Here is an 18,110-nt window from a genome sequence, read left to right as displayed (position 1 = left end):
TGAAGAATAAAACCTGTTTTAAAACGCCTCGGGTTATTTAGTCACGGTGATCCCATTAAGGTCATACACCACTTTGCCTGCACGTAGCGTCGCCTCACATACCAGCTTACTATCTCCTTCCACACGCGTATGTGCATCTGTAAAACCAAACTTACCTTTTTCCACACGTAAGATGGCAATGTCTGCCACACTTTTTTCTGAAAGACTTCCTAATTCCTCATGGCGTATTGCCTGTGCTGCGGCTGAAGTGCCTGCCTTCACCAGCTCCTGCACCGACATACCCATATTCAGGAATTTAGACATCACATTCAGCATGTCTTTCATGTCTCCATTCATACTGCCGGTGTGAATATCTGTACTGATCGTGTTTGGATAAAAGCCGGCCTTTAATGCAGGAATAGCCTGTGAATAACTAAAGCTGGTACCTCCATGTCCTACGTCAAAGAGAATGCCTTTCTTACGGGCATCCTGCATAAACGGACGTAGTTTGCCATTATCATCAACAATAGACATACGGCCTTTTACTTTTGCATAAGCATGTGTAAAGATATCGCCGGGACGCAGATGCTTCATGAACAGTTCCTCCAGCGACAATGGCGGATTACTGCCACCGAAATCGATCATTACCGGCGTATTGGCCATGTTACCTGCTTCTACGGCACGGTCTACAGGTATCCATTCTGCACCTTCATAATGTGCTACCTTGATCCCCACTATCCATTGTTTGTACCGGCGGATAGTCAGTGCAGTCATCTTGGCATCCATATCCGTAAGGTCCTGTTCATACGGCCCACCACGCATACCACCGCCTACGATATTGATAAAAGCAAGCACTCTTGTCTTCGAATGCTTTATTGTCTGATCAAGAAAGATCTCAAAATTCTTCCATCCCGAACTACCTGCATCCACAACAGTGGTCACGCCGCAACGAAAAGTAAAACCATCCGGCGCGACTGCTTCATAACTGTTATTCAGATAACGGTTGGGAACTGTACCGAAGAAATTATGCGTGTGAATATCTATCAGGCCCGGCGTAACATATAAGCCGGTGGCATCAATTATTTTCTGTGCCGTAGCCGGGTCTATATGAGCAGCTACTTTTGCAATAGTATCATTTGTCAATGCAATATCCATGACTGCATCGATATTATTTTTCGGATCTATAACGTGACCACCTTTAATCAGCAGGCTATATTGCTGGGCCTGAGCGCCGGTGAAAATAATATTCACCGATACCAGGAGTACCAGGTATTGAATAATACTCCTCATGTCCTTACTTTTTAATGAGACCTGTACATGAATGAAAGACCCGGACAAGCAGCCCGCTGCAACAATATCAAAAACGCTACGTGCCCAGTATCAATACACGCAGTCCTTATCTACTGGCAGGAGCTCCCTGTTACCCGGCTTATGTAATCTGAATGAAATATGCTTTAAAAGAAAAAACAGGGCAGAGCTGGCAATTTCGTGCACTTTACCAGCCCTGTAATTCCCTGTAGGTGAAACACACCACCATTTATCAACCATGCGTTGTGGACAGCGCCATTTCTGCCAGTACTTTTTTGAGTTGCGTTGCCACTATCTTCTCCTGTCCGGGTACCAGCATCCAGGTAGTAACATTAAAGGTATGCTGGTTGGCTCCATCGGCTACTTCTATAGAAGGAGTGCCACTGCGGAGTTTTTGCCTGACCTCTGCTGCTGTAGCAGGGATCTTTGTGGCATCCCAGGAGATGTGCAGCGTAGGAATATGGTTGGCCACCGGAGGCACCACCACTTCAGTCGTCACACCCGACACTGTTTTTACAGCGTCGCTGATCAGCTTAATTTGCGCCTCCCACATTTTCCATTCTTTAGCATGATCAATGGCCAGGTACGTTTCCAGTGCCACGAGCATTCCTAATATCTCTTCTTTATTCACCTTTAGTCCTCTGCCTATCGTATTACCGCGGGGAGGCGCGCTTAATCTTCCGGCTTCAATATATTTCTTCCTTCCCAGCAGCAGGCCCGCGCTCTGCGGACCGCGAATGCCTTTACCACCGGAAAAACATACCAGGTCGTATCCCATTGCGGTATATTTGAACAGGTTCTCAACCGGAGGTACATCTGCCGCACAATCTATCATCGTAGGAATGCTATGCGCCTGCGCTATCTTCAGGAACTCCTCCACCTGCACCTTCCCCTCAAAATTGTTGGCATTGAGGAAGTACATCAGGGCCGTCTTGTCAGTGATCGCTTTTTCCAGCTCTTCACGACCACTTACATACACGATCCGCAGACCGGTATTTTTCAGTGCATGTGCATATGCGATATCATGCTCTTTCTGAATGATCACTTCCCTTTTCATGTCAGTGCCTTCCAGGAATGGCAGCTGTGCTACTTTCTTCTCGTCCATGCCGGTCAGTACACCGGCAGCACCCAATGTCATAGCAGCAGCAGCGCCGGAGGTAACAGTAGCATATTCGCAACGTAACAGGGTTGCAATACGCTGCCCTACCTTATCCTGCAGCTCATCCAGCAATACATACTCTTTCGAAGCATAATTGATGGCGCTCATCACTTCGTCCCTCATCAGGGAGCCTGTCATAAAAGTATATGTACCCGCGGCATTGATAAATGTGCGGATGCCGAGTTCTTTGAAATAGTCCTTTCCAGCTACTGTGGCATCTGCCGCTTCATCAGATAAGGGCAATAGTTTAGCACTGCCTGCAAATGCCCCCAATACGGGGATTACAGACATATTTTTTAGTAAGTCTCTGCGTTGCATATGTTAAAAAGAAAGGGTAAAGAAAAACATCCTCCTTATAGGGTGGCGATGCAATCCATCTCTACGAGAGAGTCGCCGGGTACACCTCCATAAACTGCTACCGTGGTACGGACAGGCGGATTGTTGCCAAACCGTCCTCTGAATACCTCATTCATCGCTTTGTAATCATTCAGGTCGTGCAGGAATACACTAACTTTCAGCACCTTCTCCATCGATGACCCCGCCTTGGTCAGTACTTTTTCCATTTCTTTTAATACGTGGTCCGTATGTGCTTTGATATCTCCTTCAAAGTGGGCGCCTATTCCGGCAATATAGACCGTGTTGCCATGGATCTTAAAACTGGAGAACAATGGCACTTCCTGGTCATAGATCACGGCTCCTTGCGGAGTGCTCTCCGGTAAGGCAGGAGCGGCTGCTCTGGCAATTGCGTTGACACCTGTGATTCCAGCCAATGTGGCTGCTATCTTCTTTAATACGGATCTTCTCTGGTTTAGCATGATTTAGTTAGTTTGAGATACGGGTATTTTATTGTTTATCCCACCATACGCGGGTTGTCATCAGGTTTGGTCCCTGACGGGTAATTGCTTCTGCCAGGCTACCGCTGTTCACGCTTTCTTCAGAAGGCGGGTATAACAGACGGCGGGGAATAGTACCACCAGTAGAATTGCCGGGAACATTTACCGGTGTCAAAACAGGATATCCGGTACGGCGCCAGTTAGCATGTATCTCCTGCTCATCCAGGAATAAAGACACCCATTTCTCCTGCCCGATCATCGCTTTCATCGCTTCTGCCCCACCAGTCAGCGGATGTGCCGCCTGATAAGCTGCAATCTTCTCCGGAGCAATCACGCCCCCACTGCCAAACAATGCCCAGTTACGCATAGAAGCCGCAATAGCATCTGCAAATGCGCCGGCAGCACTTCCTTCCCACCAGCCATTCACCCCTGCTTCCGCCAGCAACAGGTTCACTTCAGCGGCACTCATCAGGATGAAAGGAGCATTGTATTGAAGAATAGTAGCCGGATTAGGCTCGGAATAGCTGGTAAAATCAGCCGGCTTATTCAGCAGACCATTTTGCATACCTTTCTGTAGTGCGGTGCTGGTATCTGCCTTACCATTGTTCCATACTATTGCAATAACATTCAAACGGGGGTCATTGTTTGCCTTTAAAGCATCAATAAATGTCCTGGCCAGCTTTCCACCCTCTGTATTGCTGTTGCCATTTGCTACCGCATAGTCGTTTGACAGCATACTTGCTGCGGCAGGATTACGGTTGATCGCCTGCGATCCATCCACATACTTCATCGTAGCGATATCTCCGTCGGCAGTGATCACACCTCCGGCAATGGCTTTCTTCACCCATGTTTCAGCTAAATCCGGCGCTTTTCTCGACAGGCGCATACCCAGGCGCAGCATCAGGGAATAAGCGAATTTCTTCCACTTATTCACATCGCCGGAATAAATAAAGTCACCAGGACCGAAAGTAGCTACTGCAGGATCCAGTTTAGCTGCTGCTTCGTCCAGCTCTTTCAGCATGTCGGCATAGATATCTTCCTGTGCGTCGTATTTAGGTGTGAAATTATTCTCTGTATATCCTTTCACTGATGCAGAATAAGGAATATCACCATACATGTCTGTCAGACGGTGCATGATATACACCCTGAAGATGCGGGCAATCGCCAGCTTGTTACCATCCGCAGCATTATCCGGACTCAGCGAATTGATAGTGGTTGCTATTTCATTGACAGCTGTAGTATACCCTGTTGTGAAGTAATCATATGGATAAGTACCCTGCTGGAAATAATATTTATCACCGATACCAGGTACATCCTTATAAGTCGCAAAATGTTGCATGGAACCGCCACAGGCCAGTACGTCAGTAGCAAAATAGCTGTTTCCAAAAGCATCCAGCAACGCCTTACTGAACATATATTCAGGCTGTGCAGTGGACGATGCATCCGGATTGACATTCATTTCTTCGAATCCTTTATCACAGGACTGGAAAGCCAGCGTTGCTGCGATGGCTGTATATATTAAAAAGTTAAAGCGCATTTTCATCCGTAGTAGTTTTAAGAGATTAGAATTTCACCATCAGGTTCGCACCGAAGCTTCTTGTACGTGGAATACCGAACGCCTCAAAACCTTGTGCATTGCCATTTGTATAGCTGGATTCCGGATCGAAGTTGTCAGTCTTTTTATACAGGATGGCGAGGTTACGTGCCACAAACGAGATGGACGCACTCTGTACCACTTTTTTCAATCTCTCCTGTATCGGGATCTGGTAACTGAAGATCACCTGGCGCAGTTTTACAAAGCTGCCATCAAAGAGGAAGTGGTCTGTATAGTTCTTGGTATTGTCGTAGTAGAGACGCAGATTCGCTACCGGGATCGTGTTGTGATATTCATTACCATTCTGGTCAACACCATTCAGTTCCAGGCCGGTTTCCCTGCCTGCCAGTGTTTTCTTATGCAGACCGAAACGGGTAGCATATACATCTGTACCGGAGAATACTTTGTTACCAAACTTACCGTCTACTAAGATGTCGAGCGACAGGCGCTTGTAGCTGAAGGTATTGGTCAGACCCATTGTTAAAGGAGGTACACCATTACCTAATGCTACCAGGTCGCTCTTCTGCTCATAACCTGTTGTGCTGTTATATACAGTCTGTCCTTTCGCATTCTTTACAGTAGTATATCCTTTGATAATACCATAAGGTTGTCCTACTGTATTGTGGATGAATGCCCAGCTACCCACGCTTGTTGCCATCTGTAAGGTGGTGAGGCCTGCTGCCAGCTGTTCTACCTTGCTGGTATTGTGGGCCATATTGTAGCTTACAGACCAGGAGAAGTTCTTTGATTTAACAGGTGTACCGGTTAACAGTAACTCGATTCCTTTGTTAGACAACTTACCTACGTTCAGCAAAGCGTTGTTATAACCGGAAGCGGTAGATACAGCGGTGCTTACGATATCGTCTGTTGTCTGTTTCTTATAGTAAGTGAGGTCAATACCCAGTCTGTTATTGAAGAACTGTACTTCACCACCTACTTCATAGGTAGTAGAGGTCAGCGGTTTCAGGTTGGAGTTGGTAACCAGGTTCACACCGTTTGACTGTGTGATCTGCTGTACCGGACGTCCCAGGTGACCACCCTGCACCATGGAATAAGTCTGGTTCAGGATGTAAGGATCGGGCGTAGCACCGCCCACTTGTGCCCATGAACTGCGCAGTTTTGCATAGTTGATCACCTTAGGTAGTTTAAACGCATCCGACAGCATGATACTACCACCTACAGATGGATAGAAGATACTGTTGCTCTTCGGACTGAGTGTAGAGAACCAGTCCTGGCGTCCTGTGAAGTTCAGGAAGATGATAGATTTGTAATCCAGGTCTACGGAACCGAATATGGAGTTGGTCGCTACTTTATTCCTGGTTGGTGTAGTAGTGGAAGTAGTCAGGTTGGTAGAGCTATAGAAGAATGGAATAATAAACTGTGTACCGGTGATGGCGGTCTGGTTAGAGTTGAAGCGACGGGCATTTACACCAGCCAATGCATTCACACCGATAGTACCGGCAATCTTGGTATTGTAGTTGGCAGTTACCATTGAGTTGGTTTCTGCTACTGCATTTCTCAGTTCACTGTATTCACCAGCTGCACCGGTTGTGTATACCGTACCGGTTGGAATAATACCAACATAGTTGTAGTTAAAGAAGTCACGGCTCACCGTACCTTTCACATACAGGTTCTTCAGCAGATCATACTTCACACTTGCCTGACCGATGAAACGGTTCTTGGTATCGTTATTCTTAAACCTGTTGACAACGAAGTAAGGATTGGATGCATACGCTGTTTCATTCCATTGGATCTCACGGCCTGTTGCATCATAACCGGGATCAAGGGCGCGGATATCCACTGTGTTGGCGATCATATAAACGCCCCAGTTGGGGTTACCGGTGGCATCCCCGGAACTGGAGCGGTTGGTCGCATTCTCAACATTATATTGCGCTACAGCTTCTATGCTCAGCTTTTTACCCAGGAAAGCATTCAGGTTCAGGTTCGCAATTTTCTTGTCGAACTTGGAGTTAGGAACGATGCTTTTACTGTTGGTATTGGAGAGCGAGAAGCGGAAATTAATATTTTCACTACCACCGTTGAATGCTACAGTATTGGTATAGGTAGCTCCTGTACGGTAGAAGTTTTTGATATTATCTCTCTGAGGAGAATAGGTATGCATTTTACCATCAAAAGCGATGTATTGCGTACCATCCATTTTAGTACCCCATGAGCGACGGCCATAGGTAATAGCCTCTGCCTGTGACGTTGGTTTCAATCCTTTATCACCCTGGCCATACTCGTACTGCCAGTCAGGCTTTACAGATGGTGTCTCCATCGTCATGGTAGTGTTATAGTCTACACCGATGCCCTGACGTGCGCGGCCTTTTTTGGTCGTGATGAGGATAACACCATTTGCAGCACGGGAGCCGTACAGCGCAGCAGCAGATCCACCTTTCAATACGCTGATGGTCTCAATATCATCCGGGTTGATACCGCCGATACCATCACCTCTATCCACGTTCTGACCACCACCACCAGTAGTAGGAGCGCCACCAGGTGTTGTATTATCTATCGGCATACCATTCACCACATATAAAGGCTGGTTCTCACTACCCAGTGAACTGTTACCACGGATGATCACACGGCTGGAACCACCGGGACCACTGGCCAGACTGGTGGCATTCACACCTGCTATCTTTCCGCTCAGTGCATTGGCGATATTCACCTCACGGGCCTGTGTGAACTCACTACCTTTTACTTCTGTTACGGCATATACCAGCGCCTTTTTCTCTTTCCTGATACCAAGGGCGGTTACTACCACTTCAGATAGTGACTCATTGGCTTCTGCAAGACTTACCGTTAAAGGAGCACCTGCATCTGTTACATTCACTTCCTGTTTGCTGAAGCCCATGGAGCTTACTATCAGCACAAAGGGAGGAGTCGCACCTTTCAGGTTCAGTTCAAAACTACCATCAGCAGCAGCCATCGTAGCTACGGATGTGTTTCCCTTGAGCACAATGCTGGCGCCGGGAATAGGTGCACCATCTGGGCCTGTTACCTTACCTTTCAGCTTATCTGCCATCAGGTTGTTTACATTCAGCACGGTAGCCGCTGTTGGCACATATATGGAATACTGTGTTTTGTTAATACGCATGTAGGCTAATGGAAAATCTGACAGCAGCAGCTTCAGAGCAGCTTCTGCGTCCATGTGTTCTGCTTTTTCTATTACATCAGCAGCTACTACTTTCCCATCCAATAGTCCCTCTTTGTAAGCGATACGTATATTCTGGAATTTCTTCAGCTTTATTAAAGCTTCTTTCAGGGACACTGTTGCGGATACATGTTTTACAGGGATCTTATCTGACTGCCTCATCGCGGCATACATCGTGGGCGTCTGTGCACCGGCAGACAGGGCAATACCTGGCAGCAGGGCACAAGAGAGCAGCCCCAAAACGAGATTTTGGTTCAAAATGTTCATAATTTTTTTTTACGTGTCCTAGTTTTTCCCGCGGCGTTTACGCGCGTGTTTTTCCCGCTGTTATTTTCCTGAAGTTATGACAAGCGCCTTCTCGGAAGGCTGCTCTATTTTGACATTCAGCGTCGTGGTAATTACAGTCAATAGTTCCTCTACGTTAGCTACGTTGATATCTCCCTCTATCTTTAGTTTTTTGATTGATTGTTCACTGACTTTTACAGTGTAACCATAATTGTCCTGCAGTGTTTCTATTATCTCACTTAGTGTAGCATCAGTAAACGTCAGCGGTACCTGTGTCCAACGTTTAATTGATTCCGGCTTATCTATCTTTTTAGTTAGTAATAAATGATTATCCGCATACTCGATATAATCGCCCGGCAACATTACCATAGCTTTCGGTGCAGCAGCGCCGCTGAATCCTACCTGGATCTTTCCTGTTACCAGTCCTACTTTCGTTTTTCCGTGGCGACTTCTTACATTAAAGGATGTTCCGAGTACTTCTATTGTCAGGCCATTGCTATGTACCAGGAAACGTTGTCCGGGTCTTATATTGGTAGTATCACTGTTCAGGTGTTTCACATCGAAGAAGGCTTCTCCATCTACCCATACTTCCCTGGCTAAGGTGGTATCCCATTTTTCATTGAAAGCAATGGAGGAGGAGGCATTCAGTGTCACCACTGAATGGTCGGGCAGAGTGATGGTTCGTTTTTCGCCATAGCCTGTTGCGATTGTTTCTCTTGTCGGCTTGCCCAGCTTATTAAAGAGCAGGTAGCCACCTACAGTAGCGATCAGCACAACAGCTGCGGCCCTTACCCATGTGCTCATGCGGCGGATCAGTGCAGGACGGCGGTTGTTATTGGCGGCTATGGTAGCGGTGATCCTTTCCAGGACATGCGCCTTATTGTCCCTGTTCTCCCACACTTCCTGCGAACGGTAAGTACGGATCACACTGACGGCAAATTCATAGTTGGCGGCAGCAGATGGGTACTGTAAAGGGAATTCGCTCCAGAACTGTGCTACAGGTGCATCCTGTTCTTTACCAGACGCCCACTTAATAAAGGCGTCATCGTCCAGGAAGTCTTCCAATCTGTATGTTGCATATTTCTCATTGTTCATCACGATATCCCCGATTTACTACTATTAGACATGACATGGTGGAAATTATCCCTCCGGAATCATCATTTTTTTAGAAAAATTGTTGGAGAGGAAAAAGAGTACACTTAAAATGGTCAGGAAACGCTTATCTGACACCTTCTGCAGGTTGTCGAGGGCCTTATATAATAATTTGTAGGTTGAGCTCATATTGATGTCCATGATGACGGCGATCTCCTCATAGGACATTCCTTCATAAAAACGGAGGAAGATAATCTCCTGCTGACGGGCAGGTAATGTATTGACCAGGGCAATCACCTGGTTCCTGAGTTCCTGTTCTTCCTGGCGGAAAGATGCATCGGGAATGAAATTCACAGTAAATCCCCCCTGTCCGGAGGCATTATCCAGTTCTACAAATTTGGACAGGGACTGTATTTTACGGAATAGTGCAGAGCGTAATGCCTTGTACAGGTAGTTCTTCACAGAGGCAGGATTGCCCAGCCGGGTGCGGGTGGTCCATAATCTTACAAAAAGATCATGTACTACATCCTGGATCAGGTCCGCGTCCTGCGTAAACTTGCGGCCATAATTGTTCAACAGTTCATAAAACTCGCCGTAGAGCGCAGTAAAGGCGTCCCAATCCCCCTGTTTAAACGCATTCCACCATAACACGTGGCTCTCCGATTGCATTGGCAGTAAGTTTAGGAAGACGATTGCCTAATAATACAAAAAAAATACCGGCCAGTGGTAACATTTTCGTTCCACATCAGATTTTTACGATGATATTTCTTTTATACATGATCCATACCGGGATGAATAGCAGCAACACCAGCGTAATGGCTGCGGCCAGAGATGCATTGAGAGGAGAAAACACCCCGGAATAGCCCCTGAACATCCCACCGGACATTCCTTTAAAGACCATGGGAACAACACCGGATAAAACATAGGCAGTAATAGCGTTTCTACCGAAAGCTACAAAAGGAGGCGTAACCCGCTGGTATTTCTGTACATCGACCAGCCAGTAGGATAATGCCAGTCCCATGGCTGCCAGTCCGCCGGTATAGAGTACAAAGGAGCTTGTCCACAGTGACTTGTTGATCGGGAAGAATCCATCCCATACCAGGCCTGCCAGTACCGACAGGAAACCTGCGGTAAACAGCCAGGACACCTTTTCAGCATCCCCTACATCCTTACGGCGTAGCCAGTCGCCCGTCATAATACCCAGCAACCCCGTTGAAATAGCCGGCAGCGTGCTTAAAATGCCTTCAGGGTCCCAGGTACGGGCCTGCTTCCAGAGATGCCGCTCTCCCATTACGGTACGGTCCAGCCATGCTGCCAGGTTAGTTTCAGGTTCCAGGTTCGCCGGACCAATACCTGGTACAGGTACTACCGTCATCAGGAGCCAGTATATCACCAGAAACGAAAAACAAAGCCATATGCGGGCTTTAGGACCTGTTTTGATATAGAGCAGAGAGATGATAAGAAAAACGATCGCAATGCGCTGTAAAACGCCTAAAATCCTCAGATTATAGAAGTCAAAGGATGGTATCAGACGAAAAGCCAGTCCGATAGCAAAAATGATAGCCGCCCGGCGGAAAATATGCAGGATCAGTTTTCCATGTCCGCCGGTATCTGCCTTACGGCTGCTCAGCGCAAATGTGACAGATACGCCTACCATAAACAGGAAAAAAGGAAATACCAGATCCGTAGGTGTGCAGCCATTCCATTTTGAATGTTCCAGCGGGGGATAAACGTAAGACCAGCTTCCCGGATTATTGACCAGGATCATAGCAGCCACGGTCAAACCTCTGAAAAAGTCGAGCGACAGGAGCCTTTGTTTCATTGACGTGAACGATTTGATTTCGGTTGAATCTTTGCCTTGAGGGTAAGATAATAGAATAATTTTTATATTGCACCATAACTGTATCTGGAAAAATATTTTCCACTTTCGTAACCCTGGTTTAGCCCGAAGAAAAACCTCATAGCATGTTAGTAAGTAATAAGCATTTTGTACCCGTTATTGGCCTGGACATTCACATCGTACTACTTTTAGGGTTTCCCATTCCACTGCCGCATCCATATATCGGATTTGTAGTGGATCCCATGGATTACATCCCTTTCATCGGTGCTACTACCAAAGTAAATCATGTACCCCGCGGCGTAAGTGATACCAGTGGCATCATTATTATATTCATCCATTTTCCCATGGGTGGTCCCTGGTTGCTGGCCCCACTGATCGGACATGATTCTGTCAACTTTTATGGCAGCAAAAAGGTAAAAACGGAAGGCCGGCTTATGAGTCCTACAGGCCATATGCTGATGACCTGCAACGATATTGGTATCCCCTTGTCACTGCAACCGGGTAAAAAGATGATACCCAAACCTAGCATGTATCTTCCTACCTCTTTTACCATTCCGCTCTCATTCGGAAAACCTGTTATGGTAGGTGGCCCCTATGTGCCCGACTGGGCGGGCGTACTCATTAATTTAATAGCATCTTTCGGTTTTGGTGCATTGATGAAAGGACTGAAAAAAGTAGTAACGAAATTCAACCATGCACTACAGAAAACCTTTGGCAGTAATAAACTCAGTAACTTCCTCTGTAAACTGGGTCTGGAACCTGTAGATCTCGTACAGGGCATCGTAATATATGATGGTGTGGACTTTGAGTTGCCCGGCCCTATTCCGCTTACATGGGCCCGCTCATGGAACAGCGACAGTCCCCATAAAGGCGTACTGGGCCATGCCATGCATTTCTCCTATGATATGCGTGTACAGGAATATGCGCAGGAAGGCATCACGCTCGTATTGCTTAAAAACGGACGCAGCGCTGTCTTTAGCTATACTCCTTCCGGTATGCCCGGCGAGTATAACCGGCATGAGCAGCTTACGCTCACACGGACAGATATCAACAGCTACCTACTCTATGACCAGCAAGAAAAACTTTTTTATACTTTCCATAAACTGCATCCTGCCGACAAGCAATACCGTCTTGTATCCATTCATGACAAGGCCGGATTTATCATCACCTTCCACTATAACTTCAAGGGTGATCTCCAGCGTATCATCGACACTGCAGGCAGACAACTGCATATAGAAAATGATAAAAGCGGCAGGATCATCCGGGTAACAACACAACATCGCGGACAGGAACGCCTCATGGTAAGTTATGAATACAATGAAGCCGGCGATCTTTCTGCCATCATCGATGCTAACAATAAAGCTATCCGGATGATCTACGAAGATCACCTGATGATACAAAGAACAGACAGGAACGGACAATCCTTCTACTGGGAATATGACCGGCAGCGCCGCTGTATCCATGCCTGGGGTGAAAAAGGCGTACTGGAAGGATATATCGCATATCATCCTGAGAAGGGATACAATGTGCTCACTGATTCCCTCGGCAACGAAACGACTTACTATTACACGCCTGACTTCGTGGTACACCAGGTGAAAGATGCACTGGGTCACTCCACATTTACAGAATACACGGAAGATTTTGAAATATACCGGTACATAGATGAGGAAGGAAATGCCACGGGCTTTTCCTATGATGAGTGGGGCAACTGCATTGCTCTTACAAAAGCCGATGGGGCCACCCGCTCATTCACCTATGACGAAGAGGGCAACCTGCTGCTTGTCAAAGATGCACAGGGCAATACCCGCAGTTATGTATACAATGAACATAATGGCCTGCTACATACTATTACAGAAGCCGATGGCAGCCTTATAATGTTTGAATATGATCAACAACAACTGCTGCGTAAAGTGGAAAGACTGCGTGCCGGCAGCACTTTACTGGAATATGATGAAGACCTCAATCTAACATCTGTCACACTACCCGATAAAGCCACATACAGCTGGCAATACGATGCATGGGGACAATGTATCAGATCCAATAATCCGCAGCAGGAGTCGCAGTACTTCCAATACGACGCATTGGGCAGGGTTACGGATATCAGAACACCCGACGGCAATCATATCCGGCTGGGGTATAATGCTTATGATGAAGTCATTCATGCAAAAGATAAACATCATGATATCCGTTTCACTTACACCCAGCTGGGTAGCCTGCAATCCAGGGAAGAGAACGGTACTAAAATACACTTCATCCTCGATACGGAAGAACGCCTTGTAGCTGTTGTCAATGAGCATGGAGAAAGCTATCGCTTTAAGCGGAATCAACGTGGTGAGGTCATTGAAGAGACAGGCTTTGACAATGTGTCCCGCTTTCTGAAAAGGGATGCCAAAGGAAATGTAATAAGGATAGATCGTCCCGGTAAAAGATCTACCATCTATGAATACGACTACAATTATCGCGTAACAAGAGCAGAACACAGCGACGGCAGCTGGGAAACATTTAGCTACAATCGCAACGGCCAGCTTGTCGAGGCCATCAATGAAAACAGCAGCGTCAGATTCGAGAGAGATGTATCGGGCAATATCGTGAGAGAATGGCAGAATGAACATGAGCTCAGCACTACATTCAATAAGTATGGTAAACGGCTCCATGTTCGCAGCAGCCTCGGGGCAGATATCCGGTACGAACGCAACCACAATGGCGTGGTAACCCGCATCACTACCACCGACGAAAGTATCGATGATCCGTGGACGGCACAGATCACCAGGAATCTGCGCGGCCTTGAAACAGAAAGGATACTGCCGGGCTGTATTGTGAACAGACGTGTTTATGATGATGCCGGTTTACCGGTACATCACAGCGTCAGCCATCATACACGCACAGTAAGAAGCAGGTATTACCGCTGGGATGCCAATCAGCAACTGCGGCAGATCATCAATGCACTCGATAAGGGCGTAAGCACCTTCAGTCATGATAGCTTTGGTCATCTGTCACGTGCACAATATGAAGACGGACAATTTGATTATCGTCTGCCTGATAAAATGGGTAACCTGTATAAAACACCTGAACGTAAAGACAGAAAATACACTGCCGGCGGACAATTAAAAGAAAGTTCACAGGCCCGTTTTGAATACGACGAAGAAGGTAATCTGACCCGTAAGATCACCAAAGAGGGAACGGTATGGGAATATGCATGGTATGGCAATGGCATGCTTAAGCAGGTGATCAGACCGGATAAACAGGCCGTTTCATTTGAATATGATGCCCTGGGCAGAAGAACAGCAAAGATCTTCAAACAACAGATCACCCGCTGGCTCTGGGATGGCAATGTTCCTCTACACGAATGGCATTATCCTGTAAAACAACGACCTGTTACTACAATAGACGAAGACGGGAATATCTTAACACCAACTGAACCAGTACCTGCTGAAACATTGACCACATGGACCTTCGAGGCAGATGCTGCTGTTCCCGCTGCGCGGATAAGTGCCGGTAAAAAATATTCCCTCATCGCCGATTATCTTGGCACTCCTTGCGAGGCATACGACGATGAAGGTAACAACGTATGGTCCTGTGAATTGGATATTTATGGAAACGTCCGTAAGTTAGCGGGCGACCGTCACTTTGTACCCTTCCGCTACCAGGGACAGTATGAAGATGCGGAGACAGGTCTTTATTATAACAGGTTCAGGTATTATAGTCCGGAGGAAGGCAGTTATATCAGCCATGATCCTACAGGATTATTCGGTGGCATTCACCTCTATGCATATGTGAAAAAGCCGGATGCCTATGTGGATATATTCGGCCTGAATCCTATCGAGTGGGTAGATCCAAAATCATTGAATTTCTCCCAGGGGTATGTCGGCCACCAGGTGGAAGAATATGCACAGGCGATGAAAGATGGTAACTGGGACTGGTCAAGAAGCCCGCTGGAGGTAGCAGAGATTGACGGTCACCGTGTCAGCCTTGACAACAGACGTCTGATGGCGGCACAAATGGCAGAGGTACCACAGGTGCCGATACGTATCGTCAACCTGGATGATCCCCGTCCTGATGGCGGTACTTATCGCAGCAATCTTGAAAAGAAACTGAATTCCAAACCGAAAAGAAGACCTGATCTTCAAAAAGCTGATCTGCGGCCGCATGGTTCACCCAATAAACCTACGATCGTATATCCGAATAAATAACATACACATGACGAACATCATACAGGAGCATTGGAATAATGACGAATTACCAGGTATAGACGCTATCGTTTTTGCAGATGGCACAGTGATCATCCTTGATTTTTATGCTGTGTCAACAGAAAGCGGCGGCAAGCTACATTATGTGTCCCCTCTCTGTGAAACCACATTGAAAAGCGTTGAAAAATATAATGACGACGTATGGACGCAAATAGAAAGGCATCCGGCTACACTCACACTTCCTGATGGAAAGAAAGTCTATTTTGGTGAGGGCGGTATGGGCAATGAAGGTTTCATAGCCCTTACAGAAAATGATGATCAGCTGATCTGGGCTTTATTCAGCAGCGCTACTAATCCCTTTACAAAAGCTGAATTTGTGAACGGCAAGATCCGTGCTTATTCAACTTATGATCTTTATTACAACATTGATATCCTTGCACCGGAAAGGATCGTCATTGAAGCGGCGGAGTAGTGCCGTTCTTATATGCCAGGAATGCCTCCCGCCCGTAATGATCTGCTTTGCGGGTCGTTTCCGGCAGGCGGTATTCCGTACACATTTTCAGGACCAGGCTGGTAGCTGTATCCAGTGAGATCTTATGTCCCACAGACACAAATACCGGATTAATGCCCGTTTGCGTGCGCAGTGCATTTCCGATATGCTCTCCATCATCTTCCGCCAGCAATGGACTGATGGAGCCTCTCTCTGTAGCGGGTTGTTCATAGGTCCCAAATAATCTTGTCTTGCCGCATCCGAGTGTGGGTTTATCCAACAGCACACCCATATGACAGGCCAGTCCGAAACGACGGGGATGCGCCCTCCCCTGTCCGTCGCAGATGATCACATCCGGATGCTGTTGCAGTTTCTTCCATGCTTCCAGCAGGACCGGCATTTCACGGAATGAAAACAGGCCGGGGATGTAGGGAAAGGTCACCTCCATACAATGTGTAGCCACTTCCACCACTTCCAGTGTTTGATAATCCAGCAATACAAAAGCGCCTGCAATGGCTTCGCTGTCCTTATCGTATTCCACATCTACACCTGCGATCAGTTTTATCTCGGCCGGCAAGTGGTCGGACAGGATAACCTGGCTTCGCAACTGCTGTTGCAGAGCAATTGCTTCCTGTTCTGTCAGATTTGAATTTATCATGTTTGTGCGTCCTGCTTGAAAGTTAAATATAGGGAAAACATCATGTCATTTCCCGTACAAGCGGGTGCCGGTTTGTAACTTTTCCCCCGGGTTCCCGTTATACACATTATACCTATTCCATAGTTATCAACCAGATAAATTGAAATGAAACAGATCTTTATTTATTTGTGCCTTATCTCTGTTATATCCTGTTTATCCTGCTCGAAGGAGCGCGGCAGATCTTTTAAGGGACTTGTAGCAGCTGCGGACAATTGCTGCTCATCTACAGAAGGGGGCAGACTTTACAAGGTTAACATTTTGGGGACAGACAGTACTATTACAACCGTATTACCGGCTGAGATCAATTTGGGCGACACCATTGCATTCAACATGCATGCTACAGACAAGCCTCCGGCAGTACTTTGCCTGGCCATCTGCCTGATGCCTGAAATGGTATGCTTATCAGATGTGAGTAAGGTACATTAACGGGGAGCTTATTTTTTGATAACCCCATCAAATTTTAATACTTTATTCAGCTCTTCCCTGATCAGCTGCGAAAATGAAGGTTTAAAAACTTCTGCCTTACCTGCATCGAGCACATATACCGGGGGATCATCTTCCTGCTGTTCGCAATCAAAGAAATAAGAAGAAAGTCCCTGCCACTGGCCAAAGAAGAAATGACTGTCTTTGATCACAAAGGCATCTGCGCCGGCGTTTTCCTGTGCCTTAACGGCATCTTTCCTGTTCTGTGCCAGGTAGGATACTTCGCTGGAGTAATTTCTGAGGATGCGGCCCTTTTTCTTGCCGAACATGGAGATAAATTCTACGTAGGCTAAGGGTAGCTTAACATTAAACTGCTGCTCGATCGCCTGGATCTCTGCTTCTTTAACTCCCTGAGGATCACCCAGGTGCTTCGCATATTGTTGTAAAAAGTCCAGATATTTTGCCATCTGTTTGTTCTGATATAGGGGATAATATTAATAATATTTTTTATAACATGAATGGATATTTGTGAAAATCAGGGTGTAGGGAATGAAAAAGGCTGTTCGCGATGACGAACAGCCTTTTAAAACAGTGGAGCAGCAGACATTATTCCTCCGCTTCAATAGTGATCTTCTCCGGTGTATGGATATCGATGTTAAAATAAAGATCGTAGGTAGAATAAACACGGATCTTACCATTCACAAATTCCCCACTGACAAATGGATTGGAGTCCGTGCAAAACAATGCCCAGATCAGCTGGTCATTATCTTCGGTAAGCGCTACAAATCCCTCCTGCCCCATCGTTCCTTCTCCGAAGTAAACTTTTCTTCCATCAGGCAGTGTGAAGGACGCCGGATGCGGTTGTATTTCTCTCCACACACCGCTATTATATTTTTCAACACTCTGCGCCGTGGTTTCACATATAGGGCTGGCATAATGCCGCTTTCCACTCTTCGTTGTTACAGCATAAAAATTAATCATGATCATGGTACCATCCTGAAAGAGAATGGCGTCCAGTCCTGGTATTTCACTTTTACTCCAATGCTCCTGGATGTTATTATTCATACAT

Annotated in this window: 14 protein-coding genes; 3 read left to right on the top strand and 11 right to left on the bottom strand. The window is 46.6% G+C overall.

Annotation, left to right across the window (positions count from 1 at the left end; all coding sequences use genetic code 11):
• Window positions 1–33: 33 nt before the first annotated feature.
• From BLR32_RS14045 to BLR32_RS14010, 8 genes are all read right to left on the bottom strand, one after another.
• Window positions 34–1,269, bottom strand: coding sequence for an amidohydrolase/deacetylase family metallohydrolase (locus BLR32_RS14045; RefSeq protein ID WP_089832791.1), 1,236 nt, complete (start codon window positions 1,267–1,269; stop codon window positions 34–36).
• Window positions 1,270–1,519: 250 nt separating this feature from the next.
• On the bottom strand, window positions 1,520–2,737 hold the full coding sequence (locus BLR32_RS14040; protein WP_245705426.1) for an aminotransferase class V-fold PLP-dependent enzyme: 1,218 nt from the start codon (window positions 2,735–2,737) through the stop codon (window positions 1,520–1,522).
• 62 nt (window positions 2,738–2,799) lie between these two features.
• Window positions 2,800–3,261, bottom strand: coding sequence for a RidA family protein (locus tag BLR32_RS14035; protein WP_089832787.1), 462 nt, complete (start codon window positions 3,259–3,261; stop codon window positions 2,800–2,802).
• Window positions 3,262–3,289: 28 nt separating this feature from the next.
• Entirely contained in the window at window positions 3,290–4,822 is a 1,533-nt protein-coding gene (locus BLR32_RS14030) for a SusD/RagB family nutrient-binding outer membrane lipoprotein (RefSeq protein WP_089832785.1), read from the bottom strand.
• 19 nt (window positions 4,823–4,841) lie between these two features.
• Window positions 4,842–8,294 (bottom strand): SusC/RagA family TonB-linked outer membrane protein, encoded by a 3,453-nt coding sequence (locus tag BLR32_RS14025; RefSeq protein WP_089832783.1) that lies wholly within the window; start codon window positions 8,292–8,294, stop codon window positions 4,842–4,844.
• A 60-nt stretch (window positions 8,295–8,354) separates the two neighbouring features.
• Window positions 8,355–9,407, bottom strand: a complete 1,053-nt coding sequence (locus tag BLR32_RS14020) for a FecR family protein (RefSeq protein ID WP_089832781.1) — start codon at window positions 9,405–9,407, stop codon at window positions 8,355–8,357.
• Between the two features lie 45 nt (window positions 9,408–9,452).
• On the bottom strand, window positions 9,453–10,073 hold the full coding sequence (locus BLR32_RS14015; protein ID WP_089832779.1) for an RNA polymerase sigma factor: 621 nt from the start codon (window positions 10,071–10,073) through the stop codon (window positions 9,453–9,455).
• 76 nt (window positions 10,074–10,149) lie between these two features.
• Window positions 10,150–11,226 carry an acyltransferase family protein gene (locus tag BLR32_RS14010; protein WP_089832777.1) on the bottom strand — a complete coding sequence of 359 codons (1,077 nt, stop codon included), beginning with the start codon at window positions 11,224–11,226 and terminating at the stop codon, window positions 10,150–10,152.
• 143 nt (window positions 11,227–11,369) lie between these two features.
• On the opposite strand from BLR32_RS14010, the gene BLR32_RS14005 reads away from it, so the two are divergent.
• Together BLR32_RS14005 and BLR32_RS14000 are read left to right on the top strand one after the other, a co-directional pair.
• Window positions 11,370–15,434: a DUF6531 domain-containing protein gene (locus BLR32_RS14005; protein WP_089832775.1), complete on the top strand. Its 4,065-nt coding sequence runs from the start codon at window positions 11,370–11,372 to the stop codon at window positions 15,432–15,434.
• Window positions 15,435–15,441: 7 nt separating this feature from the next.
• Window positions 15,442–15,903: a hypothetical protein gene (locus tag BLR32_RS14000; protein ID WP_089832773.1), complete on the top strand. Its 462-nt coding sequence runs from the start codon at window positions 15,442–15,444 to the stop codon at window positions 15,901–15,903.
• Here BLR32_RS14000 and nfi read toward each other — a convergent pair.
• A complete protein-coding gene (gene nfi / locus BLR32_RS13995) occupies window positions 15,884–16,579 on the bottom strand; it encodes a deoxyribonuclease V (protein ID WP_089832771.1) in 696 nt (231 codons plus the stop codon). The genes BLR32_RS14000 and nfi overlap by 20 nt on opposite strands.
• Window positions 16,580–16,723: 144 nt before the next feature.
• Here nfi and BLR32_RS13990 point away from each other — a divergent pair, with 144 nt between their 5' ends.
• Window positions 16,724–17,044: a hypothetical protein gene (locus BLR32_RS13990; RefSeq protein WP_089832768.1), complete on the top strand. Its 321-nt coding sequence runs from the start codon at window positions 16,724–16,726 to the stop codon at window positions 17,042–17,044.
• An 8-nt stretch (window positions 17,045–17,052) separates the two neighbouring features.
• Here BLR32_RS13990 and BLR32_RS13985 read toward each other — a convergent pair whose 3' ends face one another.
• Complete coding sequence (locus tag BLR32_RS13985) at window positions 17,053–17,508, bottom strand: SMI1/KNR4 family protein (RefSeq protein WP_089832766.1); 456 nt, start codon at window positions 17,506–17,508, stop codon at window positions 17,053–17,055.
• 139 nt (window positions 17,509–17,647) lie between these two features.
• Window positions 17,648–18,106 carry a hypothetical protein gene (locus tag BLR32_RS13980; RefSeq protein WP_089832764.1) on the bottom strand — a complete coding sequence of 153 codons (459 nt, stop codon included), beginning with the start codon at window positions 18,104–18,106 and terminating at the stop codon, window positions 17,648–17,650.
• Window positions 18,107–18,110 lie beyond the last annotated feature (4 nt).

This window comes from Chitinophaga filiformis, from assembly GCF_900102545.1.
GTDB lineage: Bacteria > Bacteroidota > Bacteroidia > Chitinophagales > Chitinophagaceae > Chitinophaga > Chitinophaga filiformis.
The sequence above is the reverse complement of the archived record's forward strand: the minus strand, read 5'-3'. Positions and strand labels throughout refer to the sequence as shown.

What these genes read in the sequence shown, in the direction of transcription:
- nfi (WP_089832771.1), bottom strand. Translation starts at nt 16,579, where the DNA reads ATGATAAATTCAAATCTGACAGAACAGGAAGCAATTGCTCTGCAACAG.
- BLR32_RS14030 (WP_089832785.1), bottom strand. Translation starts at nt 4,822, where the DNA reads ATGAAAATGCGCTTTAACTTTTTAATATATACAGCCATCGCAGCAACG.
- BLR32_RS14035 (WP_089832787.1), bottom strand. Translation starts at nt 3,261, where the DNA reads ATGCTAAACCAGAGAAGATCCGTATTAAAGAAGATAGCAGCCACATTG.
- BLR32_RS13985 (WP_089832766.1), bottom strand. Translation starts at nt 17,508, where the DNA reads ATGGCAAAATATCTGGACTTTTTACAACAATATGCGAAGCACCTGGGT.
- BLR32_RS14015 (WP_089832779.1), bottom strand. Translation starts at nt 10,073, where the DNA reads ATGCAATCGGAGAGCCACGTGTTATGGTGGAATGCGTTTAAACAGGGG.
- BLR32_RS14045 (WP_089832791.1), bottom strand. Translation starts at nt 1,269, where the DNA reads ATGAGGAGTATTATTCAATACCTGGTACTCCTGGTATCGGTGAATATT.
- BLR32_RS14040 (WP_245705426.1), bottom strand. Translation starts at nt 2,737, where the DNA reads ATGTCTGTAATCCCCGTATTGGGGGCATTTGCAGGCAGTGCTAAACTA.
- BLR32_RS14005 (WP_089832775.1), top strand. Translation starts at nt 11,370, where the DNA reads ATGTTAGTAAGTAATAAGCATTTTGTACCCGTTATTGGCCTGGACATT.
- BLR32_RS14010 (WP_089832777.1), bottom strand. Translation starts at nt 11,226, where the DNA reads ATGAAACAAAGGCTCCTGTCGCTCGACTTTTTCAGAGGTTTGACCGTG.
- BLR32_RS13980 (WP_089832764.1), bottom strand. Translation starts at nt 18,106, where the DNA reads ATGAATAATAACATCCAGGAGCATTGGAGTAAAAGTGAAATACCAGGA.
- BLR32_RS14020 (WP_089832781.1), bottom strand. Translation starts at nt 9,407, where the DNA reads ATGAACAATGAGAAATATGCAACATACAGATTGGAAGACTTCCTGGAC.
- BLR32_RS14025 (WP_089832783.1), bottom strand. Translation starts at nt 8,294, where the DNA reads ATGAACATTTTGAACCAAAATCTCGTTTTGGGGCTGCTCTCTTGTGCC.
- BLR32_RS13990 (WP_089832768.1), top strand. Translation starts at nt 16,724, where the DNA reads ATGAAACAGATCTTTATTTATTTGTGCCTTATCTCTGTTATATCCTGT.
- BLR32_RS14000 (WP_089832773.1), top strand. Translation starts at nt 15,442, where the DNA reads ATGACGAACATCATACAGGAGCATTGGAATAATGACGAATTACCAGGT.